Source organism: Sphingomonas sp. (assembly GCF_045810705.1).
Lineage (GTDB): Bacteria > Pseudomonadota > Alphaproteobacteria > Sphingomonadales > Sphingomonadaceae > Sphingomicrobium.
In genome coordinates, this window is record NZ_JBJMVI010000002.1 from 19673 (window position 1) to 35320 (window position 15648).

The 15648-nt window shown below is 66.9% G+C and carries 11 protein-coding genes; 2 read left to right on the forward strand and 9 right to left on the reverse strand.

Annotation, left to right across the window (positions count from 1 at the left end):
* Nucleotides 1-23 precede the first annotated feature (23 nt).
* Entirely contained in the window at nucleotides 24-2750 is a 2727-nt protein-coding gene (locus ACJ8FR_RS00135) for a [protein-PII] uridylyltransferase (protein ID WP_407826571.1), read from the reverse strand.
* Complete coding sequence (mutS, locus tag ACJ8FR_RS00140; RefSeq protein WP_407826572.1) at nucleotides 2747-5347, reverse strand: DNA mismatch repair protein MutS; 2601 nt, start codon at nucleotides 5345-5347, stop codon at nucleotides 2747-2749. The genes ACJ8FR_RS00135 and mutS overlap by 4 nt, the downstream gene beginning before the upstream one ends.
* Nucleotides 5348-5437: 90 nt before the next feature.
* Here mutS and ACJ8FR_RS00145 point away from each other — a divergent pair, with 90 nt between their 5' ends.
* A complete protein-coding gene (locus ACJ8FR_RS00145) occupies nucleotides 5438-7729 on the forward strand; it encodes an NADP-dependent malic enzyme (protein ID WP_407826573.1) in 2292 nt (763 codons plus the stop codon).
* Here ACJ8FR_RS00145 and ACJ8FR_RS00150 read toward each other — a convergent pair.
* From ACJ8FR_RS00150 to ACJ8FR_RS00160, 3 genes are all read right to left on the reverse strand, one after another.
* Entirely contained in the window at nucleotides 7726-9129 is a 1404-nt protein-coding gene (locus tag ACJ8FR_RS00150; protein ID WP_407826574.1) for a hypothetical protein, read from the reverse strand. The genes ACJ8FR_RS00145 and ACJ8FR_RS00150 overlap by 4 nt on opposite strands.
* Nucleotides 9126-11216, reverse strand: a complete 2091-nt coding sequence (locus tag ACJ8FR_RS00155) for a RelA/SpoT family protein (protein ID WP_407826575.1) — start codon at nucleotides 11214-11216, stop codon at nucleotides 9126-9128. Before ACJ8FR_RS00155 ends, ACJ8FR_RS00150 begins: the two co-directional genes overlap by 4 nt.
* Nucleotides 11217-11305: 89 nt before the next feature.
* Nucleotides 11306-11608, reverse strand: coding sequence for a CC_3452 family protein (locus ACJ8FR_RS00160; RefSeq protein WP_407826576.1), 303 nt, complete (start codon nucleotides 11606-11608; stop codon nucleotides 11306-11308).
* Nucleotides 11609-11743: 135 nt separating this feature from the next.
* On the opposite strand from ACJ8FR_RS00160, the gene ACJ8FR_RS00165 reads away from it, so the two are divergent.
* Nucleotides 11744-12238 (forward strand): winged helix-turn-helix transcriptional regulator, encoded by a 495-nt coding sequence (locus ACJ8FR_RS00165; protein WP_407826577.1) that lies wholly within the window; start codon nucleotides 11744-11746, stop codon nucleotides 12236-12238.
* On the opposite strand, the gene ACJ8FR_RS00170 is transcribed toward ACJ8FR_RS00165, so the two are convergent.
* The 4 genes from ACJ8FR_RS00170 to ACJ8FR_RS00185 are packed head-to-tail and all read right to left on the reverse strand — an operon-like array spanning nucleotide 12239 to nucleotide 15599.
* Nucleotides 12239-12742, reverse strand: a complete 504-nt coding sequence (locus ACJ8FR_RS00170) for a hypothetical protein (RefSeq protein WP_407826578.1) — start codon at nucleotides 12740-12742, stop codon at nucleotides 12239-12241.
* Nucleotides 12685-12966 carry a hypothetical protein gene (locus tag ACJ8FR_RS00175; protein WP_407826579.1) on the reverse strand — a complete coding sequence of 94 codons (282 nt, stop codon included), beginning with the start codon at nucleotides 12964-12966 and terminating at the stop codon, nucleotides 12685-12687. The genes ACJ8FR_RS00170 and ACJ8FR_RS00175 overlap by 58 nt, the downstream gene beginning before the upstream one ends.
* A gap of 43 nt (nucleotides 12967-13009) precedes the next feature.
* Nucleotides 13010-15424, reverse strand: coding sequence for a ligase-associated DNA damage response DEXH box helicase (locus ACJ8FR_RS00180; protein WP_407826799.1), 2415 nt, complete (start codon nucleotides 15422-15424; stop codon nucleotides 13010-13012).
* Nucleotides 15414-15599, reverse strand: a complete 186-nt coding sequence (locus ACJ8FR_RS00185; RefSeq protein ID WP_407826580.1) for a hypothetical protein — start codon at nucleotides 15597-15599, stop codon at nucleotides 15414-15416. The genes ACJ8FR_RS00180 and ACJ8FR_RS00185 overlap by 11 nt, the downstream gene beginning before the upstream one ends.
* Nucleotides 15600-15648: the final 49 nt, after the last annotated feature.

The window sequence follows — 15648 nt, forward strand, 5'->3', positions numbered from 1 at the left end:
CCGCATGGGTGGGGCCTTTTTCCTTAAGCGGCCCTGGCCTTGGAAGGCTCGCGCGCGGCCTCGATCAACGCCGCGCGTAGCTGTTCGCCTTCCTCGGCGGTGAGCTTCTTGCCATCGGCGCGGGTCAGGTAGAAAACGTCGACCGCGCGTTCGCCGAAGGTCGCAATATGCGCCGAGTGAATGGTGTGCCCGCAGGCGTGAATCGCCGCGGCGAGCCCGGCGAGCAACGCCGGCCGGTCGCGCGCATTGACTTCGACCACCGTCGTCCGGGTCGAGGCTCGGTCGGCAATTGCGACTGACGGCGCGACCTCGAACGCGGCGCTGCGCTGTTGCAGCTCACCGCTCGGCAGCCGCGGCGGTGAAGCGCTGCTCAGCGCGGTTTCGACAGATTTCACCAGGCGTCCGCGCAGACGCCGGTCCGAATAAGGCCGCCCCCGACCATCGAGGACGAGCAGATTGTCGAGCGCCATGCCGTCGCGCGTGGTGTGAATCCGCGCGTCGATGATGTTCGCGCCGGCTGCCGCCAATCCGGCGCAGATGCGGTAGAACAGCGCCTCCCGGTCCGGCGTGAAGACGCTGACCCGAGTCGCGCCGCTTTCAGCGTCGTCCTCGACGACGACGTCGGGCTTCGCGTCGCCGATATGCGCCTCGGCGGTCGCGACTTGACGCGCATTGGCGAGCTGCCATGCGGGCGGTTCGGCGACCCAGTAGCTGTCGGGCAGGCGGCGAGCATGAGCGCGCGCCGCGCTTGCTTTCCAACCGAGCCGGACTGCGAGCTCTTGCTGACGCCTTTCGACAATCCCGGCCCGCCCGTGCTGCTTGTGGCCGAGCCGGAGCTGCTCCTCGGCCGCTTCGAACAATGTGCGAAGCAGCGTGCGCTTCCATTCGCTCCACACCCCCGGGCCAACCGCACGGATGTCGACGACGGTCAGGATCAAGAGAAGCCGAAGACGTTCGGGGCTCTGCACCTGGCGGACGAAATCCTCGATCGTCTTGGGGTCGGCAAGGTCGCGCTTGAACGCGGTCGACGAGAGCAGGAGATGGTAGCGGACGAGCCAGGACACGGTCTCGGTTTCGGCCGGATCGAGACCGAAGCGCGGCCCGAGCGTGAGCGCGATCTCGGCGCCGATCTCGCTGTGGTCACCCCCGCGGCCCTTGGCGATATCGTGCAGTAGGACGGCGACATACAGCACGCGGCGCGACGCGATCTGCTTGATGATTGCGGTGGATAGCGGATGGTCGGCCTTGAGCTCGCCGCGCTCGATCGCCGCGAGCAGGCCGATCGCGCGGATCGAATGCTCGTCGACGGTATAGTGATGGTACATGTCGAACTGCATCTGCGCGACGACGCGGCCGAAGTCCGGTACGAAGCGGCCAAACACGCCGGCTTCGTTCATCCAGCGCAGCACGTTCTCGGGATGGTGGAGCGAGGTCAGCGCCTCCATGAACAGCGCGTTCGCGCCCGCATCGACGCGCACCGCACGGTCGATCAATGCGGCCTCGCGGCTTGCCGCGCGCATTGCCGCCGGGTGGATTTCGAGCTGCTCGCGCGCGGCGAGCGCGAATAGCTCGAGGAGGCGCACCGGATCCTTGCGGAAATAATCGTTGGCGGGAATCGAAATTCGCCCGCGGTCGAGGACGAAGCCGCCAAGCCGTTTTGGCCGGCGGCGGATGGTCGGCAGCGCGAAGCGGAAGCCCTTCTTGCCCAATTGCTCATCGAGCTGGGCGAGGAACACGCCGGTCAGATCGCCGACGATCTTGGCGTTGAGGAAATAGAATTGCATGAAGCGCTCGACGGCCGATTTCCCCGGCCGGTCGGCGTAATGCATGATGCCGGCGATCCTCGGCTGATATTCGAAGCTCAAGCGCTCCTCGGCCCGCCCGGCGAGCAGGTGGAGGTGACAGCGCACCGACCAGAAGAAGCGCTCGGCGCGGTCGAACCGCTTGAACTCGGCAGCGCTCAATAGTCCGGCACGCACGAGGTCCGCGGGCTTGTCGACCCCGTGGACATATTTGCCGATCCAGTAGAGCGTCTGGAGGTCGCGCAGGCCCCCCTTGCCGTCCTTGACGTTGGGTTCGACCACGTAGCGGCTGTCGCCCATTCGCACGTGCCGTTCGTCGCGCTCGGCAAGCTTGGCGGCGACGAACTGCGCCGCCGAGCCGGCGACGACCTCCTTGCGGAAGCGGGCCATTGCGGCGTCGAAGATTTTCTCATCACCCCAGAGCCAGCGCCCCTCGAGGAAGGCGGTGCGGATGGTCATGTCCTTCTTCGCCAGCGCGATCAGCTGGGCAACGGAGCGGACCGAGTGGCCGACCTTGAGCTTCAGATCCCACAGCAGGTGCAGCGTCGCCTCGGCAGCCTGTTCCTGCGTGGCCGTCGGCGCCTTTGCCGTGAGGAACATGAGGTCGAGGTCGCTGAACGGCGCCATTTCGCCGCGTCCGGTGCCGCCGAGACCGACCAGCGCGAGGTCGCTTGGAGTTTGGTCAATCATCCGCGCGCAGACGAAGTCGTAAGCGAGCCGGACGAGCTGATCATGGAGGAAGGCGGTTGCTTGCGCCGCGGCGCGGCCGTTGCCGGGCTCATCGGCCAGCCGCTTCGCGATCTCGGCGCGGCCATTTTCGAGTGCCCCGCGCAGGATCGCTGCGGCCTCGGCGCCAAGCTTCCGTCCGCCACGCAGTCCCGCCAGGCAGTCGGCCACGGCGCGGCGGTCGACGATCGAGCGGCGCTGGTCGACGTCGGCGAGCGTCATGACTCGCGCTCGGTCGCAATCCGCTTGAGGCGATAGAGTTGCTCAAGCGCATCGCGTGGGCTGAGGCCGTCGGGTTCAATCTCGTCGAATGCTGCGGCGAGCGGGTCGGGCGAGCGCTCCGGCTCGGTCGCGGCGGCGAACAGGGGCAAATCGTCGAGCCCGGCGGCGATCCCGCCGGTCGCGTCCCGGCCCGCCTCGAGCTTGGCAAGGACCGACCGCGCGCGGGCGACGACTGTGGCCGGAAGGCCGGCAAGCTTGGCGACCGCAATGCCGTAGCTGCGGTCGGCGGCACCGTCGGCGACTTCGTGCAGCAGAACCAGGTCGCCCTTCCACTCGCGCGCGCGGACATGATGCAGCGACAGCGCGTCGAGCCGTCCGGCGAGGCGCGTGAGCTCATGATAATGGGTCGCGAACAAGGTGCGGCATTTGACCTGATCGTGCATCGCCTCGACCACCGCCCAGGCAATCGCTAGCCCGTCATAAGTCGACGTGCCGCGGCCGATCTCGTCGAGAATGACGAGGCTGTTGGGGCTCGCCTGGGCGAGGATCGCCGCGGTTTCGACCATCTCGACCATGAAGGTCGAGCGGCCCCGCGCCAGATTGTCCGACGCTCCGACGCGGCTGAAGAGACGGTCGACGATGCCGATCTTGGCGCGCGCTGCGGGGACGAAGCTGCCCGCCTGCGCCAGCACGGCGATCAACGCGGCCTGTCTCAGGAAGGTTGACTTGCCGCCCATGTTGGGGCCGGTGATCAGCCACAATCGATCGATCGGGCCGATCGATAGATCATTGGCAATGAAGCGCTCGCCGCCGTCGCGCAGCGCGGCCTCGACGACGGGATGGCGCCCGGCTTCGATCTCAAGGCACGGCTGGTCGGTCAAGCGCGGCAGGCACCATCCGCCCTCGGCGGCGCGGTGGGCGTGGCTCGCGGCGACATCGATCCGGGCGATCGCCTCGGCGGTGGCGGTGATCTGCGCCGATGCGGCGACGGCGAGCGCGGTCAGCTCCTCGGCATGCGCGGCTTCGGCGGCGAGCGCGTGGGCGCCCGCCTCGACGACGCGGCTCGCTTCCTCGTGCAGCTCGGGCGAATTGAAGCGCACGACCCCGGCGAGGGTCTGGCGGTGGGTGAAGCCGCTGTCCGGTGACATCAGCCTGTCCGCGTGCCGCGCCGATACCTCGACATGATAGCCGAGCACCGCGCTGTGGCGGATCTTCAGCGAACCGATCGCGGTGGCGTCGCGGTAGCGCGCTTCGAGCGCGGCGATCGCCTGGCGGCCGTTCGCTGCGGCGTCGTGCAGCGCGTCCAGGTCCGCGTCATAGCCTTCGGCGATGTAGCCGCCCTTGGAAGCATCGAGCGGCGGCGAGGCGACCAGCGCGCGCGCGAGCTGTTCAACCAGCTCGTCATGACCACCGAGGCGCGGCAGCAGCGCGTCGAGCAACGGCGGACGGTCCAGCTCGGCTTCGAGCTCCCGCTTGAGCGCGGCAGCGGCGCCGAGCCCGTCGCGCAGCAGCGCGAGATCGCGCGGGCTTCCGCGGCCCGCCGCCAGTCTTGCCAGCGCGCGGGCGAAGTCGGGCATCGCCTTCAATGCCGAGCGCACCCGCTCGCGCCGGATCGCGTCCTCATGCAGCCATTGGGCAAGCGCAAGGCGTTGCTCGATCGCCCGGATATCGGTCAGCGGCGCAGCCACGTCTTCGCACAGGAGGCGCCGGCCCGCGGCGGTCTGGCAGCGGTCGATCTCGCCCAGCAGGCTTCCGGCGACGGGGCCGCCAACCGAGCGCGTCAGCTCGAGGCTGTCGCGGGTCGCGGCATCGATCGCCATGTGGTCCGAGCGGGCGATCCGGCGCGGCCCGTCGAGCAGGATCCCGGCGCCCTTCTGGGTCGCGTCGAGATAGGCGAGGAGTCCGCCGGCGGCGGCAAGCTCGGCACGCGACGGCGAACCGAGGCCGTCAAGCGTCGCGACTCCGAACCTGGCCTTGAGCGCGCGTTCGCCGGCGATGCTGTCGAACCCGCCCTTGCCGGCGCTTTTACGAATGCCCGGCACCGGTCCGTCTGCAATCGTCTCGGCGGGCGACAGCCGCGCAAGCTCGGCGGCGAGCTCGCCCGTGCCGCAGCTCACCAGCTCGAACCGGCCGGTAGAAATATCCGCGGCGGCGATCGCCCATTCGTCACCCGCGCGGCCGATCGCCGCCAGCCAGTTGGCCGATGCGGATTCGAGCAAAGTGTCTTCGGTCAGCGTGCCGGGGGTGACGAGGCGGATGATCGCACGGTCGACCAGTGCCTTCGCCCCGCGCGCCTTGCGCGCTTCGGCGGGGCTTTCAATCTGCTCGGCGATGGCGACCCGGTGACCGCCCTTGATCAGCCGCGCGAGGTACGATTCGGCGGAATGAACGGGCACGCCGCACATCGGGATCGGTTCGCCGGCATCCGCGCCCCGCTTGGTCAGCGCGATGTCGAGCGTGGCCGACGCGGCCTTCGCATCGTCGAAGAACAGTTCGAAGAAATCGCCCATGCGGTAGAACAGGAGCGCATCGCCGGCCTCCTCCTTGAGGCGCCGGTACTGGGCCATCATCGGGGTCGGAGCGTCGGCGCGGGCCATGGGCGAAGCGTAGCCGCTCACGGCGCCGGGTGCGACCCTGGATTGTCCCCGCGCGTGACACTTCGCGGCCCAATCCGCTAAGGCGCGGCCATGTCGGAAAGCAACGTTAGATATACCGAGCAAGAGGCGCTCGATTTCCACGCGCGCGGGCGGCCGGGAAAGATCGAGATCGTTGCGACCAAGCCGATGGCGACGCAGCGCGACCTGGCGCTGGCCTACTCGCCGGGAGTTGCAGTCCCGGTGCGCGCGATCGCCGACAATCCCGGCTGCGCCTATGATTATACCGCCAAGGGCAATCTCGTCGCGGTCATTTCCAACGGCACCGCGATCCTAGGCCTCGGCAATCTGGGCGCGCTCGCGTCCAAGCCGGTGATGGAAGGCAAGGCGGTGCTGTTCAAGCGCTTCGCCGACGTCGACGCGATCGACATCGAGGTGAAGACCGAGGACGCCCAGCGCTTCATCGACTGCGTCGAGCTGCTCGAGCCGAGCTTCGGCGGCATCAACCTCGAAGACATCGCAGCGCCCGACTGCTTCATCATCGAACAGACGCTGCGCGAGCGGATGAACATCCCGGTGTTTCACGACGACCAGCACGGCACCGCGATCATCACCGCCGCCGGGCTGATCAACGCCTGCTTCCTGACCAAGCGCAAGCTGTCGCAAATCAAGGTGGTGGTGAATGGCGCCGGCGCGGCGGCGATCGCCTGCACCGAACTGGTCAAGGCGATGGGCGTGCGCGGCGACAATGTCATCATGTGCGACCGCAAGGGCGTGATCCACAAGGGTCGCACCGACCTTGATCAGTGGAAGTCGGCGCACGCGGTCGAGACCGACAAGCGCACACTGGCCGAAGCGGTCGAAGGCACTGATGTGTTCCTTGGCCTGTCCGCGGCGAACGTGCTCAGCAACGATATGGTGAAGACCATGGCCAAGGAGCCGATCATCTTCGCCATGGCCAATCCCGACCCGGAGATCTGGCCGCCCGATGCGATGGAGGCGCGGCCCGACGCAATCATCGCCACCGGCCGCTCGGACTTCCCCAATCAGGTCAACAATGTCCTCGGCTTCCCCTTCATCTTCCGCGGCGCGCTCGATGTGCGGGCGACGGCGATCAACGATGCGATGAAGATCGCCGCTGCCGAAGCCCTGGCGGAGCTGGCTCGGGAGCCGGTACCCGAGGAAGTCGCCGCCGCCTACGGCGGGCGCTCGCACAGCTTTGGACGGGATTATATCATTCCGGCGCCGTTTGACCCGCGGCTGATGGAAGTCGTTGCTTCCGCCGTAGCCGAAGCGGCGGTGAAGAGCGGAGTCGCCCAGAAGCCGCTCGCAAACATCGAGGATTATCGCCAGGAGCTGCGCGCGCGCCTCAACCCGACCGTTGCAGTGATGAGCCTCGCCTACGAGAACGCGCGCTCCAATCCGAAGCGGGTGCTGTTCGCCGAGGGCGAGGAGCCCAACGTGTTGCGCGCCGCGATCGCGTTCAAGGAAGCCGGGTACGGGACGCCGGTGTTGGTCGGGCGCGAGGAAGTCTACGACCTGCTCGCCGAGATGGGCGTCGACGATCCCAAGGATTATCAGGTGCTCAACAGCCGCAATTCGCCGCTGGTCGGGCGCGCGGTCGATTACATCTACGCCAAGCGCCAGCGTCAGGGGATGCTGCGCCGCGAGGTCGAGCGGCTGGTCAACCAGGACCGCAACTATTTCGCTGCCGCCATGCTCGCGCTGGGCGAAGCCGACGCGATGATCACCGGGACCACGCGGCCGTTCAGCCAGTCGCTTCGCCAGGTGCGGCTGGTGATCGACGACGAGCCCGAGGCGACGCCGTTCGGCATCAACGTCATCGTCGGCCGGCATCATACGGTGCTGATCGCCGACACCGCCGTGACCGAGCGGCCGACGGCCGAGCAATATGCGGCGATCGCGATGCGCGCCTCGGCGTTCGCACGGCGGATGGGCCTCGAGCCGCGCGTCGCGTTCACCAGCTACACGACGTTCGGCAACCCTCCCGGCATGCACATCGAGGAGCTCCGCGAAGCCGTGCAGATGCTCGGCAGCTTCAAAGCGGACTTCGAGTTCGAAGGCGAAATGGCGCCGGATGTCGCCCTCAATTACGACATGCAGAAGCGCTTCTATCCGTTCACGCGGCTCTCAGGGCCGGCGAACATTCTCGTGATGCCAGGGCTCCAGTCGGCGAGCCTTTCGGCCAAGCTGCTGCGCGAGCTCGGCGGCGAAAGCGTGCTCGGCCCCTATCTGCTCGGCCTCGCCAATCCGGTGCAAATCGCGCCGATGACGGCGAGCGCATCCGACCTGGTGATGCTGGCGGTGCTGGCCGGAGGGGATGCCCATTCGCGCCAGCAGCGTGAGGCCGCGCGAACAGCCTAACGCGAGGCTAGCGGCGGGCAAGCGAGCTGTAGCGGCCTGATGAAACACTTTCGTGACCGGGCGATCGACTCAGCGACCGGCCGCGATTCCGGATAGAAAATCCAAATGACGGCTGAATCGCGTCCGGCCGCGCGGACCAGTTCGCGGCCATCAAGCGTCGGCACCAGCTCCGCCCTCGTCGGCACGCCGGCTCGGCGGAAGAAATATTCGCCGATCTTCCGACGCGTTTCCATCGCGAGCATCTGCTGGCCCTTGTAGCCGAGCGAGAATTTGAGTTGCTGCGGCCGGAGCGGGATTAATTGTTGCGCGGCCCATTCCATGCTCGTTTCCCGTATTTTCAGCGGAGCGGCGATGGCGGCATAGGTGGCGAGCGCGCCCGAGATGCCTACGAGCAGAAGCCGCGCGGCGGCACCCGACGCCACCGTCACAAGCGCGAGCATCAGCGCGGGTGCGCAGGCGGTGAGATAGCGGTCGACGACGAGCGACCGGCCCCAGCCGGCGGCGACTAGCATCACCAGGGCCAGCAAACCCGCGATCGAGGCGAGGGCTGCGGCATGCGGGATCGGCTCCTTCGGGCGCAGGTAGCGCGAGGCCAGGGCCACGATCAGAAGCAACGGCGCGACGGCACCGAAACCGTAGATCATATAGGACGGAAGATTTCCGAGCGAGACTCGGGGAAGCCAGTTCGCATCGCCGGTCGCAACTTCGAACAGGACGCGGAAATGGGTGATCGCTTCAACCAGCGGTACCAGCAGCACGAGGAGCGATGGCCACAGCTTGAGAGCCCGGCCACGCAACACCGCGAGCAGCACCAGCCCCTGTGCCAGTCCCAGCGGTGCGCCCATGTAATGCGTCAACATCGTCAACGACGCGCAGCCCGTCCAAACGAAAGCGCGGCGCAAGCTCGGCTTGTCGATCAGCCGGGCGAAGGCGATCGTCTGCGCGGTGGCGACGAGGAACAGCAAGGCGTAGGGCCGAGCCTGCGTGGCGAAGATCGCGCCCGGCAGCCACAGGAAGAGCAGCGCCGCCCAGGCAATCGCGGCGGCGCGCGACTGGCCCGGAACCCGCCAGGCCAGCGGCAAAGCGGCGGCGGCGAGAATGAACAGCCACGAAGGGAGCCGCAAGGCGAAGTCGCTCCGCGCAACGGGAAGCAGCCACAGGATCGTGTAATAAAGCGGGGCGGCCACGTCGCGCCGCGCCTCGCGCACGAAATCGGCCAGGTGGGACTGGCTGGTGATGACCGCGGTGAAGGTCTCGTCGAGCGTGAGTGGCAGGCCTCGGGCGGCGATCAGCCGAAGGACCAGGACAATAGCCACACTCGCGCCTGCAAGAAGCGCGATCGGCAGGTCCTCACCTAGCGGCCGGCTCGCGGCCCGGCCGGCCGGCGCGGTGGTACTCAAATGCGCTCCACGCTCGAGACCGGCTCGGCGTCGCGGAGCGCGGCGATGATGCCGTGCAAATGGGCGAGGTCGTGGACCTCGATGTCGAGGTGGAAGGTCTGGAAGCTGCCGTCGCGGTGGACGAGCTGAAGATTGACGATGTTGGCGTGCTTCGTCCCGAGAATTCCGGACATGGCGCCGAGTGCGCCGGGGATGTCGCGCAGGATCACCGACAGCCGTGCCGCGCCGCCATCCGAACCTTCGCCCCAGGCGAGGTCGAGCCAGTCGGCATCGATCCCGCTGGCGAGCGTGTCGCAGCCGATCACGTGGACCTCGATCTCCTCGTCCTCTCGGCGCAGGCCGACGATGCGGTCGCCGGGGATCGGGTGGCAGCATTGCGCGAGATGATAGGCGACGCCCGCGGTCAGCCCCTTGATCGAGATCGCCTTGCGCTGGCCGAGCGGGCGCGGCGCGACATCGCCACCCGCGGAGCCCGGCATCAGCGCTTCCATCAGCGATTCATCGCTGACGCGCTTGCGCGCGATGGCGATCATCAGTTCGTCGTCATTCTCGATCTTGAGCTTCTTGAGCGCGCGCTTGAGCGCGTCCTTGTCGAGTTCGGCGGGCAGGCGGGCGACGATCTCGTCATAGATCTTGCGGCCGAGCTGGATGGTCTCGTCGCGCTCCTTGTGACGAACGAAACGGCGGACGCCGGCGCGCGCCTTGCCGGTGGCGACGAAGCGCAGCCAGCTCGGCTGCGGGTGCTGCGCCTCGGACGCGAGGATTTCGACCTGGTCGCCGTTTTCGAGCATCGTGCGCAGCGGGACGACGCGCCCGTTGACCTTGGCGCCGACGGTGCGGTCGCCAAGGTCGGTATGGACCGCGTAGGCGAAGTCGACCGGCGTCGCGCCCTTGGGAAGCTGGATCAGCTCGCCCTTTGGCGTGAAGGCAAAAATCCGGTCCTGGTACATCGCCATCCGGGTATGCTCGAGCAGCTCCTCGGGACTCTCGGCATGCTCGAGGATTTCCATCAGATCATCGACCCACGGAATGGCGACGTCGTTCTTGGGCTTGCCTTCCTTATAAGCCCAGTGCGCCGCGAGGCCGCGCTCGGCCTGCTCATGCATGTCCCGGCTGCGGATCTGGATTTCGATCCGCATCTTGGAATCGTGGATAACCGAGGTGTGCAACGAGCGGTAACCGTTGCGCTTCGGCGTCGAGATGTAATCCTTGAAGCGGCCGGGGACCATCGGCCAGCGGCGATGGATCAGCCCGAGCGCGCGATAGCATTCGGCGACGTCCTCGACGATGATCCGGAAGGCCATCACGTCGGACAATTGCTCGAAGCTGATGTGCCGCTCGGCCATCTTCTTCCAAATGGAATAAGGATGTTTCTGCCGACCCAGGACCTCCGCGACGAGGCCATTGTCGGCGAGGTAGAGCTGGAGGCCGAGGCCGATGCGGTTGACCAGGTCGCCGCCGGATTCGGTGAGCTGGTTCAGGCGGCGCGTAATCGATGCGAACGCGTCCGGCTCGAGCTCGCGGAATGCAAGCGTCTGCATTTCGGTCATCATCTCGTACATGCCGATGCGCTCGGCGAGCGGGGCGTAGATGTCCATCGTCTCGCGCGCGATGCGGTGGCGCTTCTCTTCGGACGGGATGTGATGCAGCGTGCGCATGTTGTGCAGCCGGTCGGCGAGCTTCACCAGCAACACCCGGATGTCGTCGCTCAGCGCCAGCAGGAACTTGCGCAAATTCTCCGCCGCGCGTTCGTTCTCCGACTGCGCCTCGATCTTGCTGAGCTTGGTCACCCCGTCGACCAGGCGGGCGACGTCCTTGCCGAACAGTTTCTCGATTTCCTGCGGCGTCGCGAGCGTATCTTCGATCGTATCGTGGAGGATCGCGGTGACGATCGTCTGGTCGTCGAGCCTCAAGTCGGTGAGGATGCCCGCCACTTCAATCGGATGGCTGAAATAGGGATCGCCCGAGGCACGCATCTGCGAGCCGTGCGCCTTCATCGAGAAAACATAGGCGCGGTTGATCAGCCCCTCATCCGCGTCGGGATCGTAGGAGCGGACTTTTTCGACGAGTTCGTACTGTCGCAGCACGCCCTAAGATGGGGCGATGCGGCTTGATTGTGCAAGCGCGAAAGGTGGGAGCTGCCGCGAGGGAGGGGACGAGACAGCTCCCGGGAAGATTATTGGGCCGCGAGGGCCTTGCCGGCGTCCGACTTCGCCGCGGAATTGCACCTGTCGAGTTCGGCCGGCGCAAAGGCTCGGCCGTCGGCGACAAAGCTGTCGACCTTACCGACGCGCCTGGCGAGCGACTGGCAGAGCACCGCAGGGCGGCTTTCGTCGGTCGCGCCCTGGCAGGCACCGGTGCCGCAGGCCCAGATGATGTCGCGCGCGATGATCCGTTCGGTCGTCGGGACGGCGAGCTTGGCGGAATAAGTTGAAGCGCCCGCGGGGGCGGCGGCGAGAGCGAGGGCGCAGACTGCCAAAACTGGACGATGCATCGCTATTGACCCCTTTGAAAGTTGCAATACGCAACGGAATAGGATAATTCGTTGCACTTGGCAACTGTTTTTTCGCTCGTTTGTGTGCTTTGATGAGATTCTCTGGGGAGAGAAGGGCTTATGGCGACGGATTCGCTGACGGCTCATTTGGATGAGTTCAGGGAAGCGGCGCTGTCGTGCGCGCTGCCCGGGGCGGTCGAGCTGATCGGCGAGAAATGGGCCTTCCTCATCCTTCGCGGAGCGCTCAACGGCCTCCGGCATTTCGAGGAATTCCAAGGCGGCCTGGGCATCGCCCGCAACATCCTGTCGGATCGCCTGTCCAAGCTGGTCGCGGGCGGCATCCTCGAGCGCGCGGCCGACCCGGAGGATGGACGGCGGGTGATCTACTCACTCACACCCAAGGGTGAGGGCCTGCTGCCGGTCGTCCTCGCGCTTCGTCAGTGGGGCGAGCGCTGGGGCTATGGCAAAATGAAGGTGGTCCTCGCCGACCGGCGTGACCGCCGCCCCGTGCGCAAGATCTGCGTCGTCGCGCATGATGGGCGCGAACTCGGGCTCGATGATCTGACCTGGATCAAGTCCGACGAAGCGGCGGGTCTGTTCACCGCCGCCGAATAGTCATTCGAGCGAGAGGATGTGGTCGCGAAGCGCGCGGGCGTCATGGAGCGCGTTATGCGGCACCTTGCTGTTCGCCGCCGTGCTGAAGCCGGGGAGCGCAACGAAGCGGAAACTCATCTCGGGGACCTCGGACATCACGCCGGGCCCGGTCACCAGCAAAGCGTTGAACAGCGCGATATCCTCGGGCCAATCGGCGATAATCAAGGGATCCTGGTCACCGGCGAGATAGTGGGCGACGGTGCGGGCGGCGTCAGCCCGGCTCATCCGCGCCGACACCAGATTCTGCGGCACCGTGTCGAGATAGGGCACGACATTGCGCTCAACCCACTCCTCGAGCGCGCCGTCCCAGTCGAGCGTCAGGTAAAGTTCCTCGCCGTGCTCCGGAACCAATGCGAGGCTGAGCAGCGCTCCGCCCCAGCCATTATATTCCGTGTCGAGGAAGTATCTCAGCGCTGGACCGTTTGGCGGCAGTCGTCGGTCGGCAGCGGCCTGCCCTTCCGGCACCGATCCTCGGCGAGACGAAGTTGCTTGCCGCGCCGCTCCTCTTCCTTCCGGATCTCGCGGCCGCGCTTCTCGTCGGCTTCTTTCTGGCTGGTGGTGACGGCGTCGACGCCGGCGGAAACCGCCTTCACCGGCAAGGTGACGACATCGACCGCGGTCTTGGCGACGGTGCCGACGACGCAGCCGGGAAGGAATAAGGTCAGGGACAGGCTGAGAATGCGCTTCATGACGGCAAGATTCGCAGAAGCGGCGCGAACGGGCAATGAACAATCATAGCTGCATTGCCGCCTCGGCGAGCGATTCGGCCTGCGTCAGCAGCGTCTCGTCGGCTTCCGCGCCCGGGGGCAGCGCCTCGCGCCCGACGATGACCATCAGCGGCACGGCCATCGGGGTGATTCTCCCGGGTTGGACGTGGAGCATGGTCGCCGACGCGCGGTCGACCAGCCGGACAAGCCGCCCGAGCTCGGTCATTCGCCGCCGCGCATCGTCCCACGCCGCGCGCAGCAGCAAATGCTGGGGCTCGTAGCGGCGCAGGACGTCGTAGATGAGGTCGGTCGAGAAGCTGACCTGCCGCCCCGACTTGCGCTTGCCCGGGTGGTGCCGCTCGACCAGCCCGCCGATCACCGCGACCTCGCGGAACGCGGTCTTGAGCAAGTATGAGCTTTCGACCCAGTCGACGAACTCTTGCTCGAGGATATCCGCCGAGAATAGGGCCTTGGGGTCGGTGATCGGCTCGAGACCGTAGCAGGCGAGCGCATAATCGTTGGCGACGAAGCCCATCGGCTTGAGCCCCGCGCTCTCCATCCGCCGGGTGATCAGCATGCCCAGCGACTGGTGCGCGTTCCAGCCTTCGAAGCTGTAGGCGACCATGAAGTGCTGGCCCTCGTGCGGAAAGGTCTCGACCAGCAGCTGGTGCGGCTCGGGGATGACCGAGCGCTCGGACTGCACCTCGAGCCACTCGCTGACATCGTCGGGAAAGCGCGACCAGTCGTTGCGGTCGGCCAGCATGTGGCGGACGCGGTTCGCGAGGTGAGTGGACATCGACATGCGCTGCCCGCCGTAGGTGACGATCCGCGCCCGCTTGGACGAGGCGTGGACGATGATGTCGGTGTCCTTGAACTGCTCGACCTCGAGGCTGAGGCCGGAGAAATAGAAATGGTCGCCGGGGCTGAGCGTCGAGGCATAGCCCTCCTCGATCGTGCCGAGATTGCGGCCATTGCGGAAGCGGACGGTGAGCAAGGGCTGCTCGACGATCACGCCGGCGTTCAGCCGATGCTGCTGGGCGATCGCCGGCCGCGCGATGCGCCACATGCCGCCGGGCTCGGGCACCAGCCGGCGGAAGCGGTCATAGGCCTTGAGCGCGTAGCCCCCCGTGGCGATGAAGCTCAGGACCTCCTCGAACGTCTCCTGCTTGAGGCCGGCATAAGGCGCCGCCGAGCGGACCTCGGCGAGCAGCTCGTCCTGCTGGAACGGCGCGGCGACGGCCATCGCCAGGATATGCTGCGCAAGCACGTCGAGCGCGCCGGGGCGGAACACTTCGGGGTCGAGCTCGCCGTCGTCGATCGCGTCGAGCGCGGCGCGCGATTCGAGATATTCGAAGCGATTGCCGGGGACGATGATCCCCTTGCTCGGCTCGTCGAGCCGGTGGTTGGCGCGGCCGATCCGCTGCAGCAGCCGCGACGAGCCTTTGGGCGCGCCCATCTGGATGACCAGGTCGATGTCGCCCCAGTCGATTCCGAGGTCGAGGCTCGCGGTCGCGACCAGGCCTCGCAGGCGTCCCACGGCCATCGCCGCTTCGACCTTGCGCCGCGCCTCGACCGCGAGGCTGCCGTGGTGGATGCCGATCGGCAGCGCTTGGTCGTTGACCGCCCACAAATCCTGGAAGATCAGCTCGGCGAGGCTGCGCGTGTTGCAGAAAACCAGCGTGGTCTTGTGAGCCTCGATCAGCTCCATCACCTCGCGCACGGCGTGCCGGCCCGAGTGGCCGCCCCACGGGATCTTGTTCTCGGGAATCAGGATCGACAGGTCGGGCTCCGCGCCGGGATCGCCGATGACGACATCGACCAGCTCCATGTCGGCGTCGGGCGCGAGCCACGAGCGGTACGCGTCAGGGTCGCTGATGGTCGCCGAGAGGCCGACGCGCCGGAGGCCGGGCGCGAGCTTCTGCAGCCGGCTCATCGACAGCGACAGCAGGTCGCCGCGCTTCTCCTTAGCGAAGCCGTGGAGCTCGTCGACGACAATCGACCGCAGATTCTCGAACATCAGCGCCGCGTCGGGGTAGCTCAGCAGCAGGCTCAGCGACTCGGGCGTGGTCAGCAGCACTTGCGGCGGCTTGACCCGCTGACGCGCCTTGCGGTCGGAGGGCGTATCGCCGGTGCGCGTCTCGACCCGGATATCGAGCCCCATCTCCTCGATCGGGCCGATGAGGTTGCGCTGGACGTCGACGGCCAGCGCTTTCAGCGGCGAGACATAGAGCGTGTGAAGGCCCTCGGACGGCTGCTCGGCAAGTTCACAAATCGTCGGAAGGAAGCCCGCGAGCGTCTTGCCGGCGCCGGTCGCGGCGACCAGCAATGCGCTCCGCCCAAGCCGCGCGCGCTCGAGCATTTCGAGCTGGTGCCGGCGCGGCCGCCAGCCCTTGGATTCGAACCACTTCTCTACGAGTGGGGGAAGCGCGTCACTTCTCAGCTTTATCGGTCCCCTCGCGCCGGCGCTGCTCCTCCTCGGTGTAGAGATCGTGCGTCGCCTGTTCGGTGCGGCCGTCCTTGCCCGTCGAGCGGCGCCTCATCACCAGCCAGATCAGCACGATCAGCAGGATCGCCGGCCCGATTATGTCGATCACCCACCAATTCGCTCGATCCATGCTCTTCCTCCCGGGGGAACTTTGCGTTGCCTGCCCTATATAGCTCGCG

Coding starts and splice junctions, on each gene's coding strand:
- mutS (WP_407826572.1), bottom strand. CDS start 5,347: ATGGCCCGCGCCGACGCTCCGACCCCGATGATGGCCCAGTACCGGCGC.
- ACJ8FR_RS00135 (WP_407826571.1), bottom strand. CDS start 2,750: ATGACGCTCGCCGACGTCGACCAGCGCCGCTCGATCGTCGACCGCCGC.
- ACJ8FR_RS00185 (WP_407826580.1), bottom strand. CDS start 15,599: ATGGATCGAGCGAATTGGTGGGTGATCGACATAATCGGGCCGGCGATC.
- ACJ8FR_RS00145 (WP_407826573.1), top strand. CDS start 5,438: ATGTCGGAAAGCAACGTTAGATATACCGAGCAAGAGGCGCTCGATTTC.
- ACJ8FR_RS00175 (WP_407826579.1), bottom strand. CDS start 12,966: ATGAAGCGCATTCTCAGCCTGTCCCTGACCTTATTCCTTCCCGGCTGC.
- ACJ8FR_RS00165 (WP_407826577.1), top strand. CDS start 11,744: ATGGCGACGGATTCGCTGACGGCTCATTTGGATGAGTTCAGGGAAGCG.